This is a genomic window from Streptomyces sp. NPDC087300, assembly GCF_044744425.1.
Taxonomy (GTDB): Bacteria; Actinomycetota; Actinomycetes; order Streptomycetales; family Streptomycetaceae; genus Streptomyces.
In genome coordinates this window covers 825,261-847,919 of the sequence record NZ_JBIUYI010000005.1, presented here as the reverse complement: position 1 = coordinate 847,919, position 22,659 = coordinate 825,261, and the positions used below count along the sequence as shown (strand labels likewise).

Sequence of the window (22,659 nt, the reverse complement as noted above, 5' to 3'; positions counted from 1 at the left end):
GTTCGGTAAAACCTCACCCGGCGTAGCGGGAAACGCATGGACTTCTGAGGTTCCTGGGACCTCGGCAGCAGCCCTCCACCACAATCGGAGGTCCGGTCCGATGCACCAACTGCCGTACGAGAGAGGCAGAGATGTCCGAGGAGTACGACTACATCGTGGTGGGCGCCGGGTCGGCCGGCTGTGTGCTGGCGGCCAGGCTGTCCGAGGACGGACGGAGTTCGGTCCTCCTGATCGAGGCGGGCGGGGAGGACGGCCGGGCGGAGATCGGCATCCCGATGGCCTGGCCCACGCTCCAGGGCACCGAGGTCGACCACGGCTACACCACGGTCCCGCAGACCGGCGCCGACGGGGCGGCGAGGGCCTTCCCCAGGGGGCGGACGCTGGGCGGATCGGGCGCCATCAACGGGCTCATCCATCTGCGCGGCCACCGCGCCGACTTCGACCGCTGGGAGGAGCGGGGCTGCACGGGGTGGGGGTTCGAGGGCGTGCTGCCGTACTTCCAGCGGATGGAGAGCGTCGAGGGCGAGGACCCGAAGTTCCGCGGAACGGAGGGACCTTTGCGACCCGCGACCGCCCGGGAGAGCGGCCATCCGTTGTCCCAGGCGTTCCTCGACGCGGCGGCCGCGGTCGGGCACGCGCTCACCGACGACTTCAACGGCCGCGATCAAGAGGGCGCGGGCTGGCACGACTTGAACATCGTCGACGGCGCCCGGCAGAGCACCGCGCACGCCTATCTGCACCCGGTCAGGGACAGCAGGCCCCACCTCACCGTGGCGACCGCGTCGCGTGCGCTGCGGCTGCTCGTCGATGACGACAGCCGGTGCACGGGCGTGGAGTTGGAGCAGGACGGCGCCGTACGCACGATCCGCGCGGCGGCCGAGGTGATCGTCAGCTGCGGGGCCGTCGACTCGCCCCGGCTGCTGCTGCTCTCCGGCATCGGCCCCACCGACGAGCTGCGGCGCCATGGCATACGGGTACGGCACGAACTGCCCGGCGTCGGACGCAATCTGCACGACCACCCGCTGTGCCCCGTGGTCTTCGCCGCCGACCGTCCCCTGCCGCCCGCGCAGACCAGCCTCGCCGAGACGTCCCTGCTGTGGCGCGCCGAAGCCGCCGCGCAGAGCCCCGATCTACAACTCCTCTGCATCCACGTCCCGTACCACCCGCCGACGATGCCGCCGCCGGACAACGGATTCACGCTCGCGGTGGCCACCGTCCCCGAGAGCCGGGGCTCGGTGCGGCTGAGCGGGCCGCACCCCGACGACCCGGCGCTGATCGACCCCGGCTACCTGGGCGAGGAAGCCGACATGCGCCGCCTGCTCCAGGGCATCGCGATGGCCAGGGAACTCACGGCGACGCCTCCCTTCGCCCCGTGGGGCGCACACGAGGTGCTGCCCGGCGCCGACGTCACCGACGAGGCCGCGCTGCGCGCCTACGTCGCCGCGGCCGTCGGCCCGTACTTCCACGCCGTCGGCACCTGCGCCATGGGCACGGGCCCCGATGCGGTGGTCGCACCCGACCTGACCGTGCACGGGGTCCAGGGCCTGCGGGTGGTGGACGCGTCGGTGATGCCGACGATCGTCTCGGTCAACACGAACGCCGCCACCGTCATGATCGCGGAGAAGGCCGTGGACCTGATCCGCTCGGCGCGCGGGGGCTCGTAGGTCTATCTTCCTCTATGCCGGTGGCCAGGCCGGAGGAGGCGGGGTCGAGCGCCCCGTCGCGCGGCGTACGACCTCGCCGGTCAGCGCGCCGATCACGAAGCCGCGGGAGCCGTACGCGGTGCCCCGCTCATTCACGCGGTCGTGGTCCAGGGCCGCGTCGGGAGCGTCGGGAGCCTGCCGTGGTCCAGGGCGAAGCGGGGCAGGGAGACGTCGAAGGCCGCCGCTATCGCGTCCAGCGCGGCTCTCTCGTCCGTGCGGTCGACGGTGGGGCCCAACGGGTCCGGGAACAGGCGGTCGGGGTCGAGCGCGTCGGGGATTGTGCCTGTGCGGTGGCGCTCGGCCTCGTGGACCGTGAAGGCGTACCGCCGCGCACCGCCCTCGGCGCAGGCGAAGTGGAACAGGCCAGGTGCCCACCGCACGGTCAGGGCGCGGGTGCCGCGCGACAGCTCCGCGCCGGGGTTCGCCGGCGGGGCCGCCACGTCGAAGCGTGGCCGGTGTGTCGAGTCGAAGGCGAAGCTCCAGCCGTCGCAGGCGCCGATGCGGGCCGTGGGGCCGTAGCGCTTCTGCTGGCCGGCGAACTGAAGGCTCCAGAGCTCGCTCTCGCCCGCCGGGGGCTCCAGCGGCCCCGTGCCGAACCGCTCCGCCAGTTCTTCGGGCCGTACGCCTTCCACGAGGACGAACCGGTAGGCGTTCCTGCGCGCCTCTCCCTTGGGGTCCCGGTGGGCCAGCCACCCGAGTCCGTCCCGTGCCGCCTCCTCCTCGATGACGCTGGCGGCCATGAGCGTGGACGCCGACTTGACCTGGCCGGCCCGGGGCGTCATCAGCAGCTGTCGGCCACGTTCCGGCGTGACCAGCGGACCGAGCAGCGGATCCCCGAGCAGCCCGAACGGCGCCACGTGGTCCTCCTCGTACGGCTCCCACCGCGGCACCGCCGCCATCAGCACCCGCCAGGCGCCGTCCGTGTCGCCCCAACGGGCCAGCTCCCTGGCCTCCTTGACCGCGTCGCCGAAGGGGCCGGGCGCGGCGTACGCGTAGGTGCGCTCTCTGATCTGTTCCAGGACGGTCCTGGCGCGTTCACGGTCCTTCGCGTAGTCCTCGTTGGTCGGGCCGAGCACGGAGGAGTCGTCCCAGCTGCGATGGCGCAGGTGGTCGCGCACCTTCAGGGGCAGGACCTCGCCCGCGTACAAGGGATCGTCCATGCGCGGGTCCACCGGGACCCAGCCGCCGCCTTCGAGCAGGGCCCGCAGCTGCGCCGACAGCAGACCCGCACGCGGCCTGCCGAGCTCCCCCGCCTCACCGAGGACGGCGAGCGCCTGGTCCAATTCGCCGCCGAGGCAGGCGATCCTGGCCTCCTCCACCTTGGCGTCCAGGTCACGCGTCACCGCGTTCTCGAAGCCTTCGTGACCGCCGCCCAGGCTGTAGAACTGCTTGTACATGTCCTCCATGAAGGCGCGGAACGATGCGTACCGGTCTGGCGGTTCGCCGCTCCAGCCGTGGTAGACGTACACCGCCCACTCCCCGTCCGCGTCCACGTCGCCCGGGTCGAGGAGCACATCCGTCATGTCCGAATCGACCGACAGCTGCACCGCCCTGCGCCACATGCCGGCCCGGCGCACCTCCTCCTCGGTCGGCTCCGCGCCCAGGGCGGCTTCGTAGGACCGCCCGAAGTCGTACGGATCTCCGTACCGCCCGATGTCGCCCGCTCCTGCCAACAGGTAGACGAAGCCGCCCGCGTGGCGCCAGCCGTCCGATGTCTGGAGGAAGGAGCGCAGGGACGGCGGCAACGGCTCCGGCGTCCCCTCTTGCCCGAGCCGTTCCTCCAGAGCCGCGATGTCTGCCGGATCGGCCGGGGCGAAGCCCAGCCAGCGGTCGCGGACCATGTCCTCGTCGAGTTCGTCGAACTCCTCGGGATCCTCCGCGGCCAGCGCTTCCAGCCACTCCTCGCTCCACCGCTTCAGGAGCGGCCCCCACTCGAAGATCGTCATGGCGCCATCGTGACATCCGGCACTGACATTCGATCGCGACCCCGACGGAGGCTCTTGCTGCGATCCTTGCGGAATCGCTTACGACACTGGGGAGTTGACATGAGTGAGAGCCGATTCACCGACCGCGTCGTCGTGGTCACCGGCGGCGGTTCCGGCATCGGAGCGGCGACCGTGGACCGGTTCGGGCGGGAAGGGGCGACGGTGATCTCCGTCGGGCGCTCCGAGGACAAACTGAAGCGGGCCGCCGCCGAAGCGGCCGCCGGGTCGACCGTCGTGCCGCGCGTCACCGACGTCTCCGACGAGGCCGCGGTCAACGCGCTGATCGCCTCGGTCGTCGAGGATTTCGGCCGCCTCGACGTGCTGGTCAACAATGCCGCCATCGCGGTTCCCGGCACCGTCGAGCAGCTCGACACGGCGTCCTGGCGCCAGGTCTTCGACGCCGATGTCGACGGTGTCTTCTTCGCCTCGCGCGCCGCTCTCCCCCATCTGCGCCGGGTCGGCGGCTGCATAGTCAACGTCGGCTCGGTGTCCGGGCTCGGCGCGGACTGGGGCATGGCCGCCTACAACAGCGCCAAGGGTGCCGTGGTCAATCTGACCAATGCCATGGCCCTCGACCATGCCCGCGACGGCGTACGGGTCAACGCCGTGCACCCGAGCCTGACGCGCACCTCGGTGGCCTCTTTCGTCACCGACAACGCGGAGATGCTCGGCGCGTTCGAGGAGCGGATCGCCATGGGGCGCGCCGCCGAACCGTCCGAGGTCGCGTCCGTCATCGCCTTCTTGGCCAGCGAGGACGCGAGTTTCGTCAACGGCGCCCACATTCCGGTGGACGGCGGCCTGCGCGCGTCCAGCGGTCAGCCGCGCATGTTCTGACCCGAGGCCGGGCGGCGGCGCGGGTCAGCCGAGCCAGCGGCCGTCGCGCATGAGGTCGCGCCCGCGCAGTTCGTCCGCCTCCCGCCAGGCCTGGACGCGTCGCGGCGTGATCCTGAAGTACTGGTAGGGCTCGTCGAGTTCACGAGGGTCGAATCCGGTCCTGCTCGCGAACTCGTCGCCCGTCCCGTCGCCGAGTGCGGCGATGTCCACCGGCTCCGCGACGCCGTCGACGATGACGACGTCGCGGGTCGGCCCGAGGCTGAGCCGCACCCGGCCGTCCGCGAGGAGATTGCGGCCGGTGACGGAGGCGCGCGGCGTCGAGACGAGAAGCGCGGTGCCGTCCCAGAGGTACGAGAGCGGGACGAGGTGGGCACCGCCCGGGGAGCCCGTCGTCGCGACCCAGAGGTCGATGTCGCTCTCCAGTCGCGCGCGGGTGTCCCGCAGCCGTTCGTCGAGGCCGCGTGGCGCTGCGTCCGTCATGGTGCTGTTTCCTCCGGTCGGTCGGTGATGGAGAACTGGAGCGGGAGCGAGTTCGGGTCAGGACGAGGGCGTCAGCGGCAGCGACGCCGCGCTCTGCCAGGAGAATCCGTCCGGGTCGGTGAAGGCGCCGGTGTCGCCGTCGATCGCGAAGCGGGGCGATCCCGTGCCGTCGGGTGCGACCCCGACGTCCTTGGCCAGGGCGCGGCGCCGGTACAGCGCCAGCTTCACGGGTCCGGTCCCGGCGTCGAACTCCGCGTACGTACGCCCGTAGCTCTTCGCCACGGTGAGGCCGCGCCCGACGTAGAACCGCTTGCTCGCGGCCACGTCCGCCACGCCGAGCAGGAGCACGAACTCGTCGATCCGCCGGGTGGCGGGTCCGGTGTTCTTCTTCGCCGACGTCGCGACCTTCCAGACGGCTCCGTCCGGGGCCCGCACCACACCGCCGTAGCCCCAGAGCGACTTCGACGCGGGCTTCAGGGTCGTGGCACCGGCGGTCAGGGCGCTGTCGATGAGGCTGTCGACCGTGGACGGCTGGGACACCGTGAGCGCCAGCATGAACCCGCGGAAGCCGCTCGTGGGGTCCTGCGAGGCCCGCGTGCGGATCCGTGAGTCCAGGCCGAAGGCCTCGGCGTGGAAGCGGTCGGCGGCCGTGCGGTCGGCCACGTCAAGGGTGATGGATGCGATGGTTGCCATGTCCCTCACGCTAGGCGCGGGCCCCTGAGGGGTGCTTCTCCATTCCTGACCGATGGGGTTCGGCCGCGGCGGCCGTCACGCGCTGCCGGTAGTCGCCGGGCGGCACGCCGACCAACTCGGTGAAGCAGGCGCTGAACGTGTCGAGGGACGGGGCGCCGACGGCGGCGCAGACCTCGGTCACGCTCAGCTCTCCCCGGCGCAGCAGCTCCGTCGCGTGTTCGATGCGGCGCGTCATCAGATACGTGTGCGGCGCCAGGCCGTACGCCAGCCGGAACTGACGGCCCAGGTGCCCGGCGGGCAGGCCGGCCGCACGGGCGAGCGCCCCGATGTCCAGCGGCCGCCGGTACTCACGGTCGATCCGGTCCCGCACGCGGCGCAGCCGCGCGAGATCGCCGAGGTGCTGCGCCTCGACGCGTGCGCGTCCCCACGAGGGTTGACACATGGAAGAGCCCCTTCCCCCTGCCGTCGGTCGGACGGCTCCGTACCGTCGCTCGGACGGCTCAGCTCACTTCCTGGATGCGGACCATGTTGCCCGCCGGGTCGCGGAGGGCACAGTCGCGGATGCCGTACGGCTGGTCGGTGGGCTCCTGGACGACCTCGGTGTCGCCCGCCCTGACCTTCTGGAAGACGCCGTCGAGGTCGTGGGTGGCCAGCAGGATCCAGCCGTAGGTGCCCTTGGCCATCATCTCGGCGATGGTGCGGCGCTCGTCCTCGGTGATGCCCGGGTCGGCGGCCGGTGGCGCGAGGAGGATGGACGTGCCGGGCTGCCCGGCGGGGCCGACCGTGATCCAGCGCATCCTGCCCTGGCCGACGTCGCTGCGGACCTCGAAGCCGAGTACGTCCCGGTAGAACGCCAGGGAGGCGTCCGGGTCGTCGTGCGGCAGGGCGGTCGTGTGAATGGTGATGTCCATGCCGATGATGCTAGAGCCTGTCCGATGGGTCGGCGTGGAGCAAGGAGCGGCGTCTGGTGCGTGCGATCGCAAGGCGCCGGGATGTTCTCGTAGCGGAGCTACTAGGACATTTCGGCAACGCGGCGAGCGTGCGTGCCAGACGCCGCGACGCCGCGCCGCCGCGCCGACCCATCGGACAAGCCCTAGACGCGGCCCCCTGCCGCGGCTTCTCGAATCGGGCGGGATCAGGAAGTAGGGAGATCGGCGGGCCGGCTCGCCCGTAACGGGTCCCGCGAAGCCCTCGTGGATCCGGTGCTCGCAGATTGGCGGGATAGTGCTCCGACGTTTTCCGTCGAGGCCGTTGACCGTGTCCCGTCATGGCGCAACTCTTATGCACGTCACTGAATCCAGGACACGGATCTGAACGACGCAGGAAGTCCACCGCGCTTCTCCCCCGTGCCCGGATTCCGTCACGCGACGCCTGACCCCCTCGCCCCCACGAAGGCAGGTATCAGCTCATGCACCTCTGGAAAGCGCGGAGGACATCCGCGCTGTTCACGACCGGCGCACTGGTCGGCACCCTGCTGTACGGTGCCGCGGCCGGGAACCCGCCCGCGGGCCGCGCCCCTGACGTGTGGACCGAGCCCGTGTCCGCATCTCTGAACAACAGCGCCACGGACTGGTCCACCGCCATGGCCGATTCGACCCTCGCCCGCCACACACCCACCAGCATCGGCGGCTGGTCGTACCCGGTCGGGCTCTACCTCTACGGCCAGTACCTCACCTATCAACGCACGCACGAAAAGCGGTACTTGACGTTCATCAAGGAGTACGTGGACCGCTTCGTCGGCGCTGACGGGTCCATCGGGCAGAGCTTCAACAACCTGGACAGCATGCAGGCGGGCCGGCTCCTGACGATCCTGCACCACGAGACCGGGCAGGACCGCTACCGGATCGCGGCCCGCAAGATCCGCGACCGTCTGAAGACCTATCCCCGCACGGCCGACGGCGGATTCTGGCACGCCACGTCGGCCTCCCGCGCCCGTCAACTGTGGGCCGACGGCGTCTACATGGTCAATCCGTTCCTCGTCGAGTACGGCGAGGAGTTCGGCGACACCACGTACACGCAGGACGAGGCCGCCGGGCAACTGGACGTCTACGGAACCCATTTGCAGGTTCCCGGCGGGCTCCTGCGGCACGCCTACGACGAGTCGCGGGCGTCGAGCTGGGCCGACAAGGACACCGGGCGGGCGCCCGAGTCCTGGTGCCGGGCCGTCGGCTGGTACTCGATGGCGCTGGTGAACGTGCTCGACGCGATCCCGGCCGACCACCCACGGCGGGCCCGGCTGCGGACCGTCCTGACGCGCCTCGCCGCCGCCCTGGAGCGGTATCAGGACCCGGCCACCGGGCGCTGGTTCCAGGTGATCGACAAGGGGACGCGCCCCGGCAACTGGACCGAGACGTCCTGCTCCAGCATGTTCACCTACGCCCTCTCACGCGGCGCCCAACAGGGCTACGTCGACGCCCATTACGCGGACGTGGCCCGGCGGGGATACGCGGGTGTGCTCGACCGCATCTCGCTCGGCGACGACGGGCGCACGAACCTCGCGGAGATCTCCGTCGGGACCAACGTCGGGGACTACGCGTACTACACCGGCCGCGAACGAGCGACCAACGACTTCCACGGCCTCGGCGCCTTTCTGATCATGAACGAGCAGCTCAGGGCCACCAACTCGGCGGAAGGCAGGGGCAGATGAACACGTCCAGGAGGACCGTGCTGGGAGCCGCGCTCGGCGGTGCGGCCGCCGCGGCGCTGCCGGGGAGCGCGCTCGCCGCGTCGGCGGGTGCGGCCGCGCCCGCCGCGAGCTGGCAGTTGCGCTGGTCCCCGACGGCGGGCGGCGACGGGATGCGGGCCTGGGAGACGGTCGAGGACGACCGGGCCGACTCGCACACCGCGGGGCAGCCGCACATCCGCACCGAGGGCGCCAACTGGCGCTTCAACATGCACATGGTGGACCGGGACACCTCGACCGACCGGCAGCGCCAGGAGGTCACGGGCTGCCGCAAGGGCGACTCGTATCTGCGCTGGCTGCCGGGCCAGACGTGGCGGCTGACGTACAAGATGTTCCTGCCGAGCTCCTTGAAGGCCACCACCTCCTTCACGCACATCATGCAGATGAAGCAGCCGGGTCAGGGCAGCTCGCCGATCGTGGTGCAGTCGCTGCGGCGGGTCGACGGCGTGCAGACCATCGAGTTGCAGCTGTTCACCTCGGGCCTGGTCATCGGGCGTACCGCGCTGGCGCCGCTGCACGACGCCTGGACGGACGTCGACTTCCAGATGAAGATCGGCAACGGCTCGTCGGGGTCGATCCGCTGGATCCTCAAGAGCGGCGGCACGACGCTCGTCGACACGTCGCGGACCGGCATCGACACCTTCCTCGCGGACCGGGTGCGGCCCAAGTGGGGCATCTACCGTTCCCTGGGCGACAGTTCGGGCTCCCTCCAGGACTGCCACATGCTCCTGACCGATCCGCGCGCCTACCAACTCGCCTGATGCGCGCCCAGCGACGCCGCCCACCGGCGGTTCTGACGACCGTGCTCGCGCTACTGCTCGGCGCCCTCGCGCTGCCGGCACCCGCGGGGGCCGACGTGGTCCACCCGCGCCAGGACTTCCTGCGCGCCTCCACCGCGGGGCTCTTCCTGCACTGGGGGCTGCGCACCGCGCCGTCCCACACCAGTTGCGAGGCGTGGGAGCGGGACGTCACCGAGGGCGGATGGAGCGCCGACCACTGGGTGCGCGAGGCGCAGAAGCTGCACGCGCAGTACCTCGTGCTCGCCACGTTCCACAGCAGGCTCGGCTACGCGAGGCCATGGCCCTCCAGGATCCCCGGCAGTTGCGCGACGAAGCGCGACTTCCTCGGCGAACTGATCGCGGCCGCCGGGGCCAAGGGCCTCAAGACGATCCTCTACATGACCGACGACCCGAAGTGGCACGACGAGGGCGGCCACGAGTGGCTGGACTCCGCGGCCTACTCCGCCCACAAGGGCCGCGAGGTCGACCTGAGCACGCGCGAAGGATTCGGGGAGTTCTCGTACGACCAGTTCTTCGAGGTCATGGACCGCTATCCGGACCTCGGAGGTTTCTGGATCGACAACGACAACGCGTACTGGGAGCAGCACGACCTCTACCGGAAGATCTACGAGGAGCGACCCGACTACACGCTGAGCAACAACAACGAGGACACCCCGATCATGGACATGGTCAGCAACGAACAGAAGACCGGCATGTCCCCGCCCTACGACTACCCGCAGGCCGTGTACACCGCCGCGCCCCGGCTCGTGGAGGCGGACTTCAAGCTGCCCTCCACCGGCTCCTGGTGGTACACGGGTTCCGATCCGGAGGTGGACCGCAAGCTCACGCTCGGGCGGCTCGTCACCAACGCGGGCTCGTCGGTGAAGGCGCTCATGGCCGAGACGGCGATACTGAACGGCAGATTCCCGTCCCGACAGCAGGAGTTCAACGACTTCGCCGCCGGCTATCTGGACCGCATCGGCGAGTCCTTGTACGGCGTCGAGGGCGGCGGCTATCTGCACGGCGGCCTGAAGCCCGGCTTCTGGAACGACGGCGCGCACGGCGTGACGACCATCGCCAGGAACGACCCCGACCGCCACTATCTGCACGTCCTCACCCCACCGTCCACCACCACCATGAAGGTGCGTGACAACGGCTACCGGGTCGCTTCGGTCACCAACCTCCGTACGGGGAAAGCCATTTCGTACCGTCAGTCCGGCGGCACCCTGACCCTGACGGGCCTGCGTGACTGGGATCCGTACGACACCGTCCTCAAGGTCACCACCGCGGGCCGTCAGGGCATCATTCCCGCCACCTCGTACACGATGAGCGCGAGCGCGTCGGCGAGCGGTCACGGCGCGGCGGCAGCGGCGGACGGCGACTACGCCACCTACTGGGACAGCGACCGGAAGACCCCGGTGTCCCTGAGCTTCGGCCTCGGCACGGCAAGGCGCGTGCGGTACATCGGGATCAACCAGCGCGAGGATTCGGTGAGTTACGCACGATCCGACACCGAACAGTCGGCCCGCATCCGGGGCTACCGCGTCTACGTCAGCGCGGACGGCACCCACTGGGGCGACCCGGTGAAAACCGGCACCCTGCCGAGCCACCGCGGGGTGGCGATGATCGACATCCCGGCGACGACGGCACGCCACGTACGACTGGAGGTGCTCGACACCCATGCGGCCGCGACGGACCCGGACCGGTACGAGCGGCTCAGGGTGGACGAGGCGTGGCTCGGCGGGGCGTACGCGAACGGCGCGCGGGCGGACGTGCCGCACGCGGGCCGGGGGTCGCGTTAGGCGCCCGGCTCAGCGCAGCACCGCCGCCAGCAGGTCCGTGCCCAGCGACGTGACGTCCGGCAGGCTGAGGGTGTGCCGGACGTAGCGGCCCGGTTGCCGGGGTGCGAGCAGGCCCGCGCGGCGCAGGACGGACAGGTGGCGGGAGACCTCCGGCAGGGAGAGCTGCCACACGTGGGCGAGTTCGCCGGTGGTGTGCGGGCCGCGGGCCAGGGTGCGCAGCAGCCGCAGCCGTACGGGATGGGCGAGCGCCTCGAGCCGCAGCGTGACCGTCTCCAGGGACACCGGCTCCGCGGGGCCCGGCTCGGCCACCGGGTACTGGATCACCGGGTGCCAGCCGGGTGCGTGGACGGCCAGCAGGTGCGGTCGGCCGAAGACGCTGGGGATGAAGGTGCCCGCGCCGGCGCGGGCGGCGGTCGCCTTGTCCTGGAGCTTGTCCACGACGATGCAGTCGCCGTCCGGTGCCAGCGTGATCGCGCTGGAGACGGCCGTCAGCGCCGCTGCGACGCCCTGCCGCTTCAGCAGGTCGTTCTTGAGGCGCAGATCGGTGGCAAGCTCCACGGCGACGTCCGCCCAGGCGGCGTCGAAGAAGGCGTCGGCGCACTGTTCGAGGGTGCGGCGGACCCGGGTCCGTACGGCGGCCGGGTCCGCGAGCAGCCGTTCCGCGAAGGCCTCCTGCCGTGCGCCGCGGGCCTGCGCCAGATCGAGGGCGCGCTCGCGCGCGGCCGCGTCGGTGAGCGGCGACCCGGCGGTGAAGGGTCCCCGGTCACCGCCGCAGGTGGTGACGAGGGCCGCGGTCACATAGGCCTCGTCGTCGATCCGGTCCACGTCGTCGAGCTCTTCGGCGAGGGTCGGCCGGGGCCGGGCGGGGATCAGGAAGTCGGCCTGCGAGGAGCGCCAGAGGAACTCCGACTCGCGCAGCCGCTCGGCCAGGTCGTCGCCCAGTCCGGCCCAGACCTCGCCCGCCCAGTCGGCGTGCCGCGGATGGTGTCCGGGCTCGGCGAGCACGTGCAGCATCGCGGTCAGTTCGGCCAGCGGCGAAGCGGCGAACCGCAGCCGCTCCGACAACAGCCCGCCGATGTCGATCCTCAACGTCATCCGCTCATCATCACCGACGGCGTTGACGACTCCGCACCTCGGTTGACGGAGACCGTCAACCGAGGCGGCGATACCGGCTGCCGACCACACCGTGGTCGCCATGGCAACCACCACCAAGATCCGGCCCAACGCCCTGGTCCGCGCCTCCGGAGGCCCCCGCTACGCCGTCGCCCTGGCCGTGGACGCACTGGGCACCGGCCTGCTGCGGCCCTTCCTGCTGCTCTACGGAGTGACGGTCCTGAAGCTGTCCGCACCGGCCACCGGCATCGCCATGACGGCCGGCATCGTCGCGGGTCTGGTCTGCATGCCGGCGGTGGGGTGGTGGCTCGACCGGGGCGCGCGCAGCACGGTCGTGGCGGCGTCGATGCTGGTGCGCGTCCTCGGCGTGGCGCTGCTCCTCGCCACGCCGACGGGGAGCGCCTGGCTGTTCGGGACGGCGGCGCTGTTCCTCGGCATCGGCAACCAGGCGTGGCCCGCCGCCCACGCGGCGCTGGTGTCGACGGTCGCCCACGGCCGGGAGCGCGACGCCGCGCTCGCGGGCGGCCGCGCCCTGCGCAACGCGGGTCTCGGCGTCGGCGCGCTCATCGCGACCGCGGCCCTCGCCGGTGGCTCCGCCGCGTTGCAGGCGCTGGCCGCCGTCACCGGGCTCGCCTATCTCGCCGCGGCGGCGCTCGCCTGGTCGGTACACCTGTACGCGGATCCGGCGGTGCCCCCGGCATCGCACGCCCAGGGCGGTGGCGAGGGGCCCGCGCCCCGGATGCGCGCGCTGCTCGCCGCCAACGTGGTCTACGTCTTCTGCCTCAACGTCCCCGAGATCGCGCTCCCGCTGATCCTGGTGACACAGCTGGACGCGTCCCCGGTGTGGTCGGCGGCCGTCTTCGTGGCGAACACGGTGCTGGTGGTCACCCTCCAGGTCCCGGTGACCGTCGCGCTGTCCCGCTATCCGCGCCGGACCGTGCTCGCGCTGGCAGGACTGCTACTCACCGCGTCCTACCTGGGGTTCCTCGCGGCCACCTCGCTGGGCCACGGCTGGGGCGCGCCCGCCGTCGCCGCGGTGTCGGTCCTGTGCACCATCGGCGAGATCGTCTACGCGGGCAGCGCCACCGCGCTGGTCACCCATCTCGCCCCGCCACACGCCCTGGGACGCACCCTGGCCCGCTTCGAACTCTCCACCGGCTTCGGTCTCGCCGTCTCCCCCGCGGCCATCACCGCTCTCGCACCGCACGGGCCGACCGCCCTCTGGGGCAGCCTCGCCGCCGCGACGCTCCTGTCTGCCGCGGTCGTCGCCAACTGAGGTGTATCCACGGCTGGTTGGAGGCGCGGTACGTGAGGGGCAGCCATCAGGTCCGGCGGACCGCGTACCCCAGATACGTGACCACCGGACTGCCCTCCGGTTCGAGCACCATGTCGACCAGAGCGGGCAGTTGCCCGTCGCTCACCGTGCCGCGCCTGCGCCCGCGCGTCGCACGCACCAGAGCGCGTACGTCGCGCGGCTTGAACGCCGAGACATCGCGCGGGGAGAGACCGGCCCGGCGCAGGGCCGCCGCGACCTCCGCGGGCCGGCGCAGCCGACGGGCGGCGTAGCGGCCGCGGGGCATGATCCGCGTCCCAGGGAACATCTGGAAGGCGCCCAGGTAGATGAGGCGCGATACGGAGGTGCGGTTCACCGTGTCGTAGACGAAGACACCGCCGGGGCGCAGCACCCGTGCCGCCTCCGCGAGGACCGCGCCGGGCCGTTCGGTGATCTCCAGGGTGTCGGCGCAGTACACGAGATCGAAGGAGCGTTCCGGCAGGGCCAGTTGCTCCGCGGGGGTCGTCAGATACGTCAGTCCGAGCCCGTCGTCCGCGTCCCGGGCCAGGGCCGTGGCGGCGGGCGAGGGATCAGCGGCGACGACTTCGAAGCCGAGCCGGGCGAGCCCCCGGGCGGGCAGACCACGCCCACTGCCGACGACGAGCGCCCGGCTGCCGACCGGCGCGAGGGACAGCTCCGCGAGGACGCGGCGGAGATAGTCGAGACGTACGGACTGGAAGGTCAGCGCCCGGATGTAGCGGCCGTCGACAGTCGCGGGCCCGGTCGAGTCGACGGCGATGTGCGGGGTGGCGGGGGCGTGGGGCGCGGCGGCCATGGCGAGCTCCCTCGATCCGGGTGGGCGCGGTGCGGGGCGATTCGGTACGGGTCGGTGCGGGGCAGGTACGGGTCGGGTCGACGTGGCGCGGGCCTGGTCCGACCCGGCCGGGTTCCCTGAGGAAACCTAGCATTGGCGAGTTCCCTGAGGGAACCCGACAGCGGTACGATGCGGACGTGACCCGCACCCCCCTCTCCGGCGTCGCGTGCTCGATCGCCCGCGCGACCGATCTGTTCGGCGACGCCTGGACGACCCTGATCATGCGCGACGTCCTCGTCGGCATCCGCCGCTTCGACGAGCTCGCTGAGGATCTCGGCCTGTCCCGCAAGATCCTCGCCTCGCGCCTCACCCGGCTCGTCGAGGAGGGCGTGCTGACGCGCGAGCGTTACCAGGAGAGCCCGCCGCGCGAGGAGTACGTGGCCACGGAGAAGGGCCGCGAGCTCTACCCCGTCCTGCTCGCGCTGATGGCCTGGGGCGACAAGTGGTACGCGGAGCCCGCGGGCCCGCCCGCCCGGATCCGCCACGACGCCTGTGGACACGTCACCACACCGGTCGTGGCCTGCGAAGCCTGCCGCGAGCCGCTCACGGTGGCCGACACGACACAACTTCCGGGCCCCGGTGGGCGGGTGGGGCAGGGCACGCGGCTCCTGGGACCGTTGATCGCGGCGCGGGGCTCGACGGCGGACTGACGTCAGGGACGCGTGTGCTGAAGGGGTCCTTCGTCGCACGGGCGCCGCTCACCCTTCACCATGGGCCGGTCGCCGTCTGCCTCTCAGCCAGTGAGGAGCATGCGCAGCCGGTGCGCCACCTCGCCCGCGTCCGGGCCCGCCGCGTACACGTAGTGGTCGGGGCGCACGGCGGCCGCGGTGGCGCCGAGGCCGGTCAGCCAGCGTCGGTGGGTGCCGTCGAGATCGGCGACGACGGGGCCCCCGGCGGTGTCGCCGAAGCCGACGACCGTGACCCCGAGGTCGGTGAGCGCTGCGGCGTCCGGCAGCGGAAGTGACTCCGCAAGGACGAGCAGACGGAAGCCCCCGCCGACGATCTCGTCGAGCAGCCCCGTCGCGCGGCCGTCGCTCACCCGTCCCTGGACCGAGAGCAGGCCGCCGCCGGAGGCGAACAGACCTGGGCCGGGGTCCGGCAGCCGGATCCGTTCCGGCTCCGTGAGCGTGGCCTGACGGGCCTTCAACGCGGTGTCGCGCTCCCGGGCGAGTACCGGATCCCGCAGCGTGTGCTCACGGCCGAGCTCCACGCTCATCGCCGTCACACCCCGCACATGTGGTTCCCGCTCGCTCTGATACGTGTCGAGCACCTCGGTGTCCTGGACACCCCTGCGTACGAGAGACAGCTTGAAGGCGATGTTCAGCGCGTCGCGCACCCCCGCGCACATGCCCTGCCCCAGGAAGGGCGGCATCTGGTGTGCGGCGTCGCCCGCGAGCAGTACGCGGCCCGCCCGCCACCGCCGCGCGACCAGGGACTGGAAGGTGTAGGTGGCGGCGCGGGCGATGTCGGCGTCGTCGCGGGAAAGATGGCGCGACACCCGGGCCCACACGCGGTCCGCCGCGCGTTCCCGCTCCAAGTCGTCGCCCTCGTCGAGCATGAAGGCGAAACGCTGACGTTCCGCCGCGGTGGTGATGATGGTGGTCGGACCCTCTGGGTCGCCGATCTGGAGCATCGGCGGGAGCCCCAATTCGACTGCGGGGCGCCGGAGTTCGAGGTCGCAGACCAGCCAGGGTTCGGAGAAGCCCAGGTCGTCCTGCTCGATGCCGAGGGCGTGCCGCACGAAGCTGTTGCCGCCGTCGCAGCCGACCGCGTGGCGCGCCGTGAGGGTGGCACCGTCCGCCGTGCCGAGGGTGACCCGGTCACGGTCCTGGGTCAGGCCTGTGACCGTCGTGCCGAATCGCATGTCGACGTTCGGCAGCGCCGCGCACACCCCGTACAGCGCGTCCTCCAGGTCCGGCTGATGGAACATGTAGTGGTCGGCCCAGCCACTGGCGCCGACGTCCCGGAACACCTGACGGCTCAGGAGCTCGCCCGCTCCGTTGCGCCACTCGTACGCCTCCTGTGCGCGCAGCAGGGGCGCCAACTCGGCTGCCAGGCCGAGCCCTTGCAACGCGCGCATGACCTCGCCGTCGAGACTGGCGGCGCGGGGCAGCCCGTACAGACCCGGGTAGCGCTCACACACCACGACCGAGTGCCCGGCCCTGCCCAGCAGCGCCGCGAGCGTCATACCGACAGGACCGGCCCCGACGACGGCGACGTCGACATCTGCCTCTGCATCCGCATCCGCATCTGTTTCTAAGGCCGCGCGTCCGTCGCCCTTCACGGCACCAGCACCAGCTTCCCGGGTGCGTGTCCGGCGATTCCGACCTTGTGCGCCCGGGCCGCCTCGTACAGCGGGTAGCTGCCGTGGACGAGGACGCGCAGCTCACCCGCGCCCGCGCGCGCCGCGAGGTCCGCGCGCGCGGCGAGCCTGACCTCGGTTCCCGCGTCCTGGCCCGGTCCGTAGCCGAGCGTCTTCACGCCGACGGCGGCGCGTCGGTCGGTGCCGACGATGGAGGCGATGCGCGTGCGGTCGGCGACCAGTGCCACAGAGACGTCGAGCGCCTCGTCGGTGCCCGCGCAGTCCACGGCGGCGGTGACCCCGTCCGGGGCGGCGGCGCGTACGCGGTCGAGCAGGCCGGGACCGTAGGCGAGCGGGACCGCGCCCAGTTCGCGCAACAGGTGGTGGTTGCGCTCCGCGCCGGTGGCGAGCACCGTCGCGCCCCGTGCGGTCGCCAGCTGCACGGCCATCAGGCCCGTGCCTCCGGAACCACCGTGCACGAGCACGGTGTCACCTCGGCCGAGGCCGACGGCGTGCACGGTGTGGGCCGCGGTGGTGCCCGAGAGCATCAGCGTGCCGGCCGCTTCCCAGGACAGCGTGGCCGGTTTGCGGACCAGCGCGGTCACGGGGGCGACGACGTAGTCGGCGTAGGCGGCCGTGACGGGGTGGGCGATCACTTCGTCGCCGAGCTCCACGCCGGTCACGCCGACGCCGACCGCCGTGACCACGCCCGCGCACTCCAGGCCGAGCGCGGGCAGGGCCTCGGCGGCAACCCCTGCGGACTCCTTGTGCTCGTCGTCCACGGTGTGGAATGCACCGCTGTAGAGCTTCCAGTCGATGGGGTTGACGCCCGCGGCGCGAACACCGACGACGACTTCGCCGGCGGCCGGTCGCGGGATCCGCAGTTCGAAGATGCCGAGCACGTCGGGGGTGCCGTACGCGGTCGGTCGCACGATTCTGGCCATGGGTGTGCACGCTCCAGTACGAGGGGTGGGCTGCCTTGCTACGAGAGGTGGACCGCCCTGCCGGACGGGGGAGTTCCTCCCGCAGGTTCCTCTCTCAGTCTCGAACGCCCCTGGCATGATGTCTAATGCATCTTCTGCATAGAGAGTTTGCGTCAGACGCAAGTGAAGGGGTGTCCGTGCCCGACCAGTTGGATCTCAACCTGCTGCGGGTGTTCGACGCGTTGATGGACACCGGCAGCGTCTCGGCGGCCGCGGCCCGTCTGCATCTCTCCACCCCGGCTACCAGCAGGGCCCTCGGCCGGCTGCGACGGGCGATGAACGACCAGATCATGGTGCGCGCGGGCCGGGGCCTCGTGCCCACCCCGTTCGCCCAGCGGTCGGCCGTCAAGGTCAAGGCGCTGCTCGACGCCGCGGCCGAGCTGCGGGTGGATCCCGCGGGCAGCGACCCGCGCTCCTGGCGCCGCACCTTCGCCATCCGTGTGAACGACGGGCTCAGCCCCGTCCTCGCGCCCCGGCTGACCCACCGGATCGCCGCCGAGGCACCGGACGTCCGGCTGCGGTTCGTCCCCCAGGACTCCAAGGAACCCGACCAGTTGCGCGACGGCTCGCTCGACCTCGACATCGGCATCGCCGACCCGCCGCCGCCCGACCTGCGCACGCGGACGCTGTTCTCCGACACCTTCGTCGCGGTCATGTCCGCACACTCCGACCTGGGCAGGGCGGCACACCTGACCGTGGACGACCTGTGCGCCCATCCGCACATCTCCGCGTCCCGCCGCGGCCTGGCGCAGGGTCCGCTCGACGAGGCGCTGGCCCGCCTGGGCCGCTCCCGCCGCGTCGTCGCCGTCGTCCCCTCCTTCGCCGTGGCGGCGCTGATGGCCCTGGAGGGGGATGTCATCTGCCTCGGCCCGCAGTTGGTGGCGGAGCACCTGGTCCAACGTCAGGTGCCGCTCCGCTGGCACAAGGTTCCCCTGGAACTGCCCTCGGTCGACATCCAACTCCGCTGGCACCGACGGCTCGACGACGATCCCGCGTCGCAGTGGCTCCGCCAACACGTACGCGAAGCCGTCCGGCCGCTCGTCGCCACGCTGGGCGGTGGCGTCGCTCAACCGGACGTGAGCGAAGGGTAGTTACGTCCGGCTCGAAAGCTGCGCCTGGTCCGTGGCGGGCAATGGACGGGTCACTCCGACCGCGCCGCCCTCATCGGCAGGGACTGCCCGTCCAACCGGGCGAGAGCGGGGTCCATCACCCGGCCGGATCCGAGCGCTGCCGCCAGGCTCTCGCTCGTCCTCCTGCCCGGCGGAGGGGGCGCGACCTCCGCTTCCTGGTACGCGCAGACCGCCCAACTCGCCCGCACCCACCGGGTGTTCGCCGTCGACCTGATCGGCTCCCCCGGACGCAGCACGCCCGACGTCGACCGCCGCATCCGCACCGTCGCCGACCTGTCGGCCTGGCTGGACGCGCTGCTCGACGGCCTCGGAGTGGCCGAGACCGATCTGGCGGGGCACTCGTTCGGCGCCTGGATCGCCCTGCATCACGCCCTGCGCGCACCCGACCGGATACGCCGCCTGGCCCTTCTGGACCCGACCCGGTGCTTCGCCGGGTTCAGCCCGGCCTACCTGCTGCACGCACTGCCCATGCTGCTGCGGAACGCACCGCGCCGGGTCCGCGCCTTCCTGGAGTGGGAGACCGGCGGCTCCGCACTCGATCCCGACTGGATCGCCCTCCAAGAGGCGGCCGCCGGTTTCCCCGCTCTCCGGCCCGTGACCGGGCCGCGCCCGGCACCGGAAGACCTGCGCGGCCTGGACCTGCCGGTCCTGCTGCTCCTCGCCGGCAGCGGCAGGACTCATGACCCCTCTAACGTGGCCGCCCGTGCCGGGGAGTTGCTCCCCCGCGTCGCGACGACCGTGGTGCCCGATGTGTCACATCACGCGCTTCCGCACGCCATGCCGACCGGGGCGAGCCGTCTCCTCTCCGACTTCCTGGAGGGGGCCGAGGCGGGACCGCCATAGGCCCCTCACCGGCCGCTCCTTCACACCCCGTCCGGCTCCACCAGCAGCCGTGAGGCCACCGCCGCGCCGTCCGTGCGGAATGCCTCGGACACGGCGGTCGCCCGCGCCCGGGTCTCGGGAGCGAGGGCCGTCGTGAGGGCGGCCGACAGGGATGCGACGGCCGGGGTGGGGCCGTCGTGGGCCGCGCCGATGCCCAACTCCGTGACTCTGGAGGCGAAGTACGGCTGGTCGCCTCCCTGGGGGACCACCACCTGGGGTGCGCCCGCCCAGGTGGCCGTCGTCGTGGTGCCCGCGCCTCCGTGGTGGACGACGGCGGCCACCCTGCGGAACAGCGCCTGGTGATTGGCCTCGCCGACGACGAAGCAGTCGTCCTGGTCGTCGACAAGAGCCAGATCGGCCCAACCCCGGGAGAGGACCACGCGGCGGCCCTGTCCACGGATCGCCTCCACGGTCGCCCGGGCGACGTCCCCCGGGTCGGGCATCGGAATGCTGCCGAAGCCGACGTAGACCGGAGCCTCCCCGGCGTCCAGGAACTTCTCCAGGTCCGCGGGGAGCGGGCGTTCGTCCGGCAGGACCCAGGCCCCGGTCTGCACGACGTCCAGGTCCGCGGGCTGCCGCCAGGGCGCGAGCGTCGGATCCGCGGCCAGCCACGGCCGGTCGGTGAAGACGTGGTCGCGGAGTGCGGCCGACGGGGGCAGGCCGACCGACGCCCGGTGGGCGTTGACCACCTCGCCGAACACGTCCTGGGCGTCCCGGGCGTCGCGCTCCCACAGGACCTGGTGGTCCGTCACGTCCGGCGGCAGCGGGCGGCCCGGACGCGGGATCGGCGGGTGGTGCGGCGAGGGCAGGCTGACCGGCTGATAGCTCGCGTACACATAGCGGACGCCCAGCGTCTCGGCCGCCGCCCGCACCCCGGCGGCGGCGGGCAGGATGCCCGTCGCCACCAGCGCGTCGCACCCCTGTCCCGCCGCGGTGACGTTGTCGTAGAAGGCAGCGGTCAGTTCGGCCGCGCGCCGGGGCAGGCCGCCCGGCGCCGGTGGCGTCTTGCCCGTCACCAGATCGCGCACGAACCCACCGGTCGGCACCATTTCCACGCCGACCCCGGCCAGGCGCTTCGCGAACTCCTCGTCCGGCGGCGCGCACACGCGTACCTCCGCGCCCAGTTCCCGCAGCCGCACCGCGAGTCCCACCAGCGGTTCGACGCCCCCGCGCGAGTCATAAGCGGACAACAGCACGCGCATTCGTACTCCCCTTGCTCAAGTTCCGGCTCAGGCCGATGATTCTGCCGCTTCTGCCGGACGACGGAGCTCGGGGTGGTCGGGGTCGTCGGCCGGACGCGGAGCCGACCGACGCACCCTGACCCGTCACGTGCGGCTACGGCGCCATCTCGTACGTCCCCGCCAGGGCCTCGACGCGCTCCCAGACCCGCGCCGAGCGGGCCTCGTCGACGACCGGCCGCCGGACGGCCCCCAGCGCCCAGTCCTGCTGCGCCTGAGTCGCGGAGTCCTTGCCGTGCAGTTCGACCGCGTGCGCGGAGAAGTCGCGGACCAGGACGGCGAAGAGCTCGTCCAGGACGTCCTGCTCCAGGCCGGTCAGGCGCGCCTGCTCCAGGATCAGCTGGCCGTGCACGACGAGTGCGAAGAGCTGGCCGACGGCGAGCAGCAGGTCGAGGTCGCGGCTCTGCTCCTCGTCGGGCGCGGCGGTGGTGACGAACTCGCAGAGCTCGTCGGCCTGTTCGCGGAGGCGGGCGACGTTGGGGACGTCGGCGTACGCGTCGTAGGCGGTGCGCCAGTCGTGGAAGCGGATGGCGCCGAGGCCACGGGCCGGACCCTGCCGGAAGAGGAAGCCGTCGTCGGCCGCGTCCAGACGGGTGGGCACGGGCTCGTACGCGGCGGGCTTCAGCAGGTGGTTGCCCATGAACTTGAGGATCAGGGCGAGGTTGACGTGGACCGTGCCCTCCAGCTTGGGCAGGCCGCGGATCTCGACGGCCGCCTGCGCGAAGTAGTTGTCCTTCTCGAAGCCCTTGGCCGCGATGACGTCCCACATGAGGTCGATGACCTTCTCGCCCTCGGTGGTCACCTTCATCTTCGTCATGGGGTTGAAGAGGAGGTAGCGGCGGTCGTCGGGGCCCGCCGAGCGGAAGTAGTCCACGGCGCGGTCGCTGAACAGCTTCATCCCGACCAGGCGGACGTACGCGTCGGTCAGCTCGCGGCGCACGTGCGGGAACGCGGTGACGGGGCGGCCGTAGAGGACGCGGTTGCTCGCGTGGGTGACGGCCTCGTACATCGCGTGCTCGCAGATGCCGATCGAGGCGGTGCAGAGGTTGAACTTGCCGACGTTGACGGTGTTCAGGGCGGCGTCGAAGGCGGCGCGGCCGGTGTGCAGGACGTCGGCGGCGGCGACCGGGTAGTTCTCCAGCCGGAACTCGCTGACGTACTTCGAGGAGTCGACGACGTTCTTGACCAGGTGGTACGCCTCGTGGCGGCTGTCGGCGGCGAAGAAGACATAGCCGTCGGGGCCCTCGATGTCGGTGCGGCGGCCGAAGACGGAGACGAGTCCGGCCTTGTTGCCGTTGCCGATGTAGTACTTGGAGCCACTGGCCCGGAAGCCGCCGTCGCCGTCGGGCTCCAGGAGCATGTCGGTGCTGTAGATGTCGGCGCCGTGCGACTTCTCGGAGAGGCCGAAGGCGAACACCTCGCCCTGGGAGAGGAGTTCGGCCGCGCGGGTGCGCGCCTCGGCGTTGTCGCTCTGCCAGACCGGGCCGAGCCCGAGGATCGTGACCTGCCAGGCGTACCAGTAGTCGAGGCCGTAGAAGCCGAAGATCTCGTTGAGGGCGGCGATCCGTGCGGTGTCCCAGCGCTTGTCCCCCTGCCCCTCGTCGGCGGCGGAGGCCGGGGTCAGGAAGGTCGCGAAGAGACCCTCCTTGGCGGAGAACTCCAGGAAGTCCCCCAGCCAGGCGCGCGAACGGTAGTCCTCGATCAGCCTGCGCTTGCCGCGCGCCTCGAACCAGTCGACGGTCGCGCGCAGCAGCCTGCGGGTCTCGGGGTCGAAGTGCGTCGGGTCGTAGGTGTGGGGGTTGAACAGCAGCTGGTCGGCCACGGTCATTCGCCTTTCCGGGTCGGGAGGTTGAGGGAGGGGTGATGCTGTGGGGGCAGGTGTCGCGGGAGGTGCGGGCGGGCGCT

General features: G+C 71.9%; 20 protein-coding genes and 1 pseudogene. 9 read left to right on the top strand and 12 right to left on the bottom strand.

The genetic code is table 11. The features are described 5' to 3' along the window. Positions 1-131: 131 nt before the first annotated feature. A complete protein-coding gene (locus ACIO9J_RS24105; protein ID WP_402003090.1) occupies positions 132-1,664 on the top strand; it encodes a GMC family oxidoreductase in 1,533 nt (510 codons plus the stop codon). Between the two features lie 12 nt (positions 1,665-1,676). Here ACIO9J_RS24105 and ACIO9J_RS24100 read toward each other — a convergent pair whose 3' ends face one another. Then, on the bottom strand, positions 1,677-1,799 hold the full coding sequence (locus ACIO9J_RS24100; RefSeq protein ID WP_402003087.1) for a hypothetical protein: 123 nt from the start codon (positions 1,797-1,799) through the stop codon (positions 1,677-1,679). Continuing rightward, positions 1,796-3,649, bottom strand: coding sequence for an SMI1/KNR4 family protein (locus tag ACIO9J_RS24095; RefSeq protein ID WP_402003084.1), 1,854 nt, complete (start codon positions 3,647-3,649; stop codon positions 1,796-1,798). Before ACIO9J_RS24095 ends, ACIO9J_RS24100 begins: the two co-directional genes overlap by 4 nt. Before the next feature lie 99 nt (positions 3,650-3,748). Here ACIO9J_RS24095 and ACIO9J_RS24090 point away from each other — a divergent pair, with 99 nt between their 5' ends. After that, on the top strand, positions 3,749-4,522 hold the full coding sequence (locus ACIO9J_RS24090) for an SDR family NAD(P)-dependent oxidoreductase (protein ID WP_402003081.1): 774 nt from the start codon (positions 3,749-3,751) through the stop codon (positions 4,520-4,522). Between the two features lie 24 nt (positions 4,523-4,546). On the opposite strand, the gene ACIO9J_RS24085 is transcribed toward ACIO9J_RS24090, so the two are convergent. Genes ACIO9J_RS24085 through ACIO9J_RS24070 form a run of 4 tightly spaced genes read right to left on the bottom strand, consistent with a single transcriptional unit; the run spans position 4,547 to position 6,606 of the window. Next, positions 4,547-5,002: a pyridoxamine 5'-phosphate oxidase family protein gene (locus tag ACIO9J_RS24085; protein ID WP_402003078.1), complete on the bottom strand. Its 456-nt coding sequence runs from the start codon at positions 5,000-5,002 to the stop codon at positions 4,547-4,549. Between the two features lie 57 nt (positions 5,003-5,059). Then, complete coding sequence (locus ACIO9J_RS24080; protein ID WP_402003075.1) at positions 5,060-5,695, bottom strand: glyoxalase; 636 nt, start codon at positions 5,693-5,695, stop codon at positions 5,060-5,062. Between the two features lie 10 nt (positions 5,696-5,705). Beyond that, positions 5,706-6,137 carry a helix-turn-helix domain-containing protein gene (locus ACIO9J_RS24075; RefSeq protein WP_402003072.1) on the bottom strand — a complete coding sequence of 144 codons (432 nt, stop codon included), beginning with the start codon at positions 6,135-6,137 and terminating at the stop codon, positions 5,706-5,708. A gap of 58 nt (positions 6,138-6,195) precedes the next feature. Then, positions 6,196-6,606 carry a VOC family protein gene (locus ACIO9J_RS24070; RefSeq protein WP_402003070.1) on the bottom strand — a complete coding sequence of 137 codons (411 nt, stop codon included), beginning with the start codon at positions 6,604-6,606 and terminating at the stop codon, positions 6,196-6,198. Between the two features lie 497 nt (positions 6,607-7,103). Here ACIO9J_RS24070 and ACIO9J_RS24065 point away from each other — a divergent pair, with 497 nt between their 5' ends. The 3 genes from ACIO9J_RS24065 to ACIO9J_RS24055 are packed head-to-tail and all read left to right on the top strand — an operon-like array spanning position 7,104 to position 10,959. Continuing rightward, entirely contained in the window at positions 7,104-8,342 is a 1,239-nt protein-coding gene (locus ACIO9J_RS24065; protein WP_402003068.1) for a glycoside hydrolase family 105 protein, read from the top strand. Beyond that, a complete protein-coding gene (locus ACIO9J_RS24060; RefSeq protein ID WP_402003065.1) occupies positions 8,339-9,139 on the top strand; it encodes a Tat pathway signal sequence domain protein in 801 nt (266 codons plus the stop codon). Before ACIO9J_RS24065 ends, ACIO9J_RS24060 begins: the two co-directional genes overlap by 4 nt. Next, the gene (locus tag ACIO9J_RS24055) at positions 9,139-10,959 is read left to right on the top strand and encodes a discoidin domain-containing protein (RefSeq protein WP_402003062.1); all 1,821 of its coding nucleotides are present in this window, start codon (positions 9,139-9,141) and stop codon (positions 10,957-10,959) included. The genes ACIO9J_RS24060 and ACIO9J_RS24055 overlap by 1 nt, the downstream gene beginning before the upstream one ends. Positions 10,960-10,968: 9 nt before the next feature. Here ACIO9J_RS24055 and ACIO9J_RS24050 read toward each other — a convergent pair whose 3' ends face one another. Next, complete coding sequence (locus tag ACIO9J_RS24050) at positions 10,969-12,054, bottom strand: DUF5937 family protein (RefSeq protein WP_402003059.1); 1,086 nt, start codon at positions 12,052-12,054, stop codon at positions 10,969-10,971. Between the two features lie 100 nt (positions 12,055-12,154). Between ACIO9J_RS24050 and ACIO9J_RS24045 the strand changes: the two genes are divergently transcribed. Beyond that, positions 12,155-13,348 (top strand): MFS transporter, encoded by a 1,194-nt coding sequence (locus ACIO9J_RS24045; RefSeq protein WP_402003056.1) that lies wholly within the window; start codon positions 12,155-12,157, stop codon positions 13,346-13,348. Positions 13,349-13,394: 46 nt separating this feature from the next. Here the strand turns inward: ACIO9J_RS24045 and ACIO9J_RS24040 are convergent, their stop codons facing one another. After that, complete coding sequence (locus tag ACIO9J_RS24040) at positions 13,395-14,180, bottom strand: class I SAM-dependent methyltransferase (RefSeq protein ID WP_402003054.1); 786 nt, start codon at positions 14,178-14,180, stop codon at positions 13,395-13,397. Between the two features lie 176 nt (positions 14,181-14,356). On the opposite strand from ACIO9J_RS24040, the gene ACIO9J_RS24035 reads away from it, so the two are divergent. Continuing rightward, on the top strand, positions 14,357-14,869 hold the full coding sequence (locus tag ACIO9J_RS24035; protein WP_402003051.1) for a winged helix-turn-helix transcriptional regulator: 513 nt from the start codon (positions 14,357-14,359) through the stop codon (positions 14,867-14,869). A gap of 83 nt (positions 14,870-14,952) precedes the next feature. Here ACIO9J_RS24035 and ACIO9J_RS24030 read toward each other — a convergent pair whose 3' ends face one another. Next, entirely contained in the window at positions 14,953-16,503 is a 1,551-nt protein-coding gene (locus ACIO9J_RS24030; protein WP_402003048.1) for a bifunctional 3-(3-hydroxy-phenyl)propionate/3-hydroxycinnamic acid hydroxylase, read from the bottom strand. Then, complete coding sequence (locus ACIO9J_RS24025; protein WP_402003045.1) at positions 16,500-17,465, bottom strand: alcohol dehydrogenase catalytic domain-containing protein; 966 nt, start codon at positions 17,463-17,465, stop codon at positions 16,500-16,502. Before ACIO9J_RS24025 ends, ACIO9J_RS24030 begins: the two co-directional genes overlap by 4 nt. Positions 17,466-17,641: 176 nt before the next feature. Between ACIO9J_RS24025 and ACIO9J_RS24020 the strand changes: the two genes are divergently transcribed. Next, positions 17,642-18,595 (top strand): LysR family transcriptional regulator, encoded by a 954-nt coding sequence (locus tag ACIO9J_RS24020; RefSeq protein WP_402003042.1) that lies wholly within the window; start codon positions 17,642-17,644, stop codon positions 18,593-18,595. 153 nt (positions 18,596-18,748) lie between these two features. Then, positions 18,749-19,477 (top strand): annotated as a pseudogene (locus ACIO9J_RS24015) (alpha/beta fold hydrolase); the annotation flags it as partial. Positions 19,478-19,497: 20 nt separating this feature from the next. Here ACIO9J_RS24015 and ACIO9J_RS24010 read toward each other — a convergent pair. Together ACIO9J_RS24010 and ACIO9J_RS24005 are read right to left on the bottom strand one after the other, a co-directional pair. Further along, entirely contained in the window at positions 19,498-20,718 is a 1,221-nt protein-coding gene (locus tag ACIO9J_RS24010) for a glycosyltransferase (protein ID WP_402003039.1), read from the bottom strand. A gap of 133 nt (positions 20,719-20,851) precedes the next feature. Continuing rightward, positions 20,852-22,576 carry an acyl-CoA dehydrogenase family protein gene (locus tag ACIO9J_RS24005; protein WP_402003036.1) on the bottom strand — a complete coding sequence of 575 codons (1,725 nt, stop codon included), beginning with the start codon at positions 22,574-22,576 and terminating at the stop codon, positions 20,852-20,854. Positions 22,577-22,659: the final 83 nt, after the last annotated feature.

Bases quoted from the DNA above. Each gene is read 5' to 3' on its own strand.
- ACIO9J_RS24060 (WP_402003065.1), top strand. From the start codon at position 8,339: ATGAACACGTCCAGGAGGACCGTGCTGGGAGCCGCGCTCGGCGGTGCG.
- ACIO9J_RS24045 (WP_402003056.1), top strand. From the start codon at position 12,155: ATGGCAACCACCACCAAGATCCGGCCCAACGCCCTGGTCCGCGCCTCC.
- ACIO9J_RS24090 (WP_402003081.1), top strand. From the start codon at position 3,749: ATGAGTGAGAGCCGATTCACCGACCGCGTCGTCGTGGTCACCGGCGGC.
- ACIO9J_RS24065 (WP_402003068.1), top strand. From the start codon at position 7,104: ATGCACCTCTGGAAAGCGCGGAGGACATCCGCGCTGTTCACGACCGGC.
- ACIO9J_RS24095 (WP_402003084.1), bottom strand. From the start codon at position 3,649: ATGACGATCTTCGAGTGGGGGCCGCTCCTGAAGCGGTGGAGCGAGGAG.
- ACIO9J_RS24080 (WP_402003075.1), bottom strand. From the start codon at position 5,695: ATGGCAACCATCGCATCCATCACCCTTGACGTGGCCGACCGCACGGCC.
- ACIO9J_RS24075 (WP_402003072.1), bottom strand. From the start codon at position 6,137: ATGTGTCAACCCTCGTGGGGACGCGCACGCGTCGAGGCGCAGCACCTC.
- ACIO9J_RS24040 (WP_402003054.1), bottom strand. From the start codon at position 14,180: ATGGCCGCCGCGCCCCACGCCCCCGCCACCCCGCACATCGCCGTCGAC.
- ACIO9J_RS24070 (WP_402003070.1), bottom strand. From the start codon at position 6,606: ATGGACATCACCATTCACACGACCGCCCTGCCGCACGACGACCCGGAC.
- ACIO9J_RS24025 (WP_402003045.1), bottom strand. From the start codon at position 17,465: ATGGCCAGAATCGTGCGACCGACCGCGTACGGCACCCCCGACGTGCTC.
- ACIO9J_RS24105 (WP_402003090.1), top strand. From the start codon at position 132: ATGTCCGAGGAGTACGACTACATCGTGGTGGGCGCCGGGTCGGCCGGC.
- ACIO9J_RS24085 (WP_402003078.1), bottom strand. From the start codon at position 5,002: ATGACGGACGCAGCGCCACGCGGCCTCGACGAACGGCTGCGGGACACC.
- ACIO9J_RS24010 (WP_402003039.1), bottom strand. From the start codon at position 20,718: ATGCGCGTGCTGTTGTCCGCTTATGACTCGCGCGGGGGCGTCGAACCG.
- ACIO9J_RS24050 (WP_402003059.1), bottom strand. From the start codon at position 12,054: ATGACGTTGAGGATCGACATCGGCGGGCTGTTGTCGGAGCGGCTGCGG.
- ACIO9J_RS24055 (WP_402003062.1), top strand. From the start codon at position 9,139: ATGCGCGCCCAGCGACGCCGCCCACCGGCGGTTCTGACGACCGTGCTC.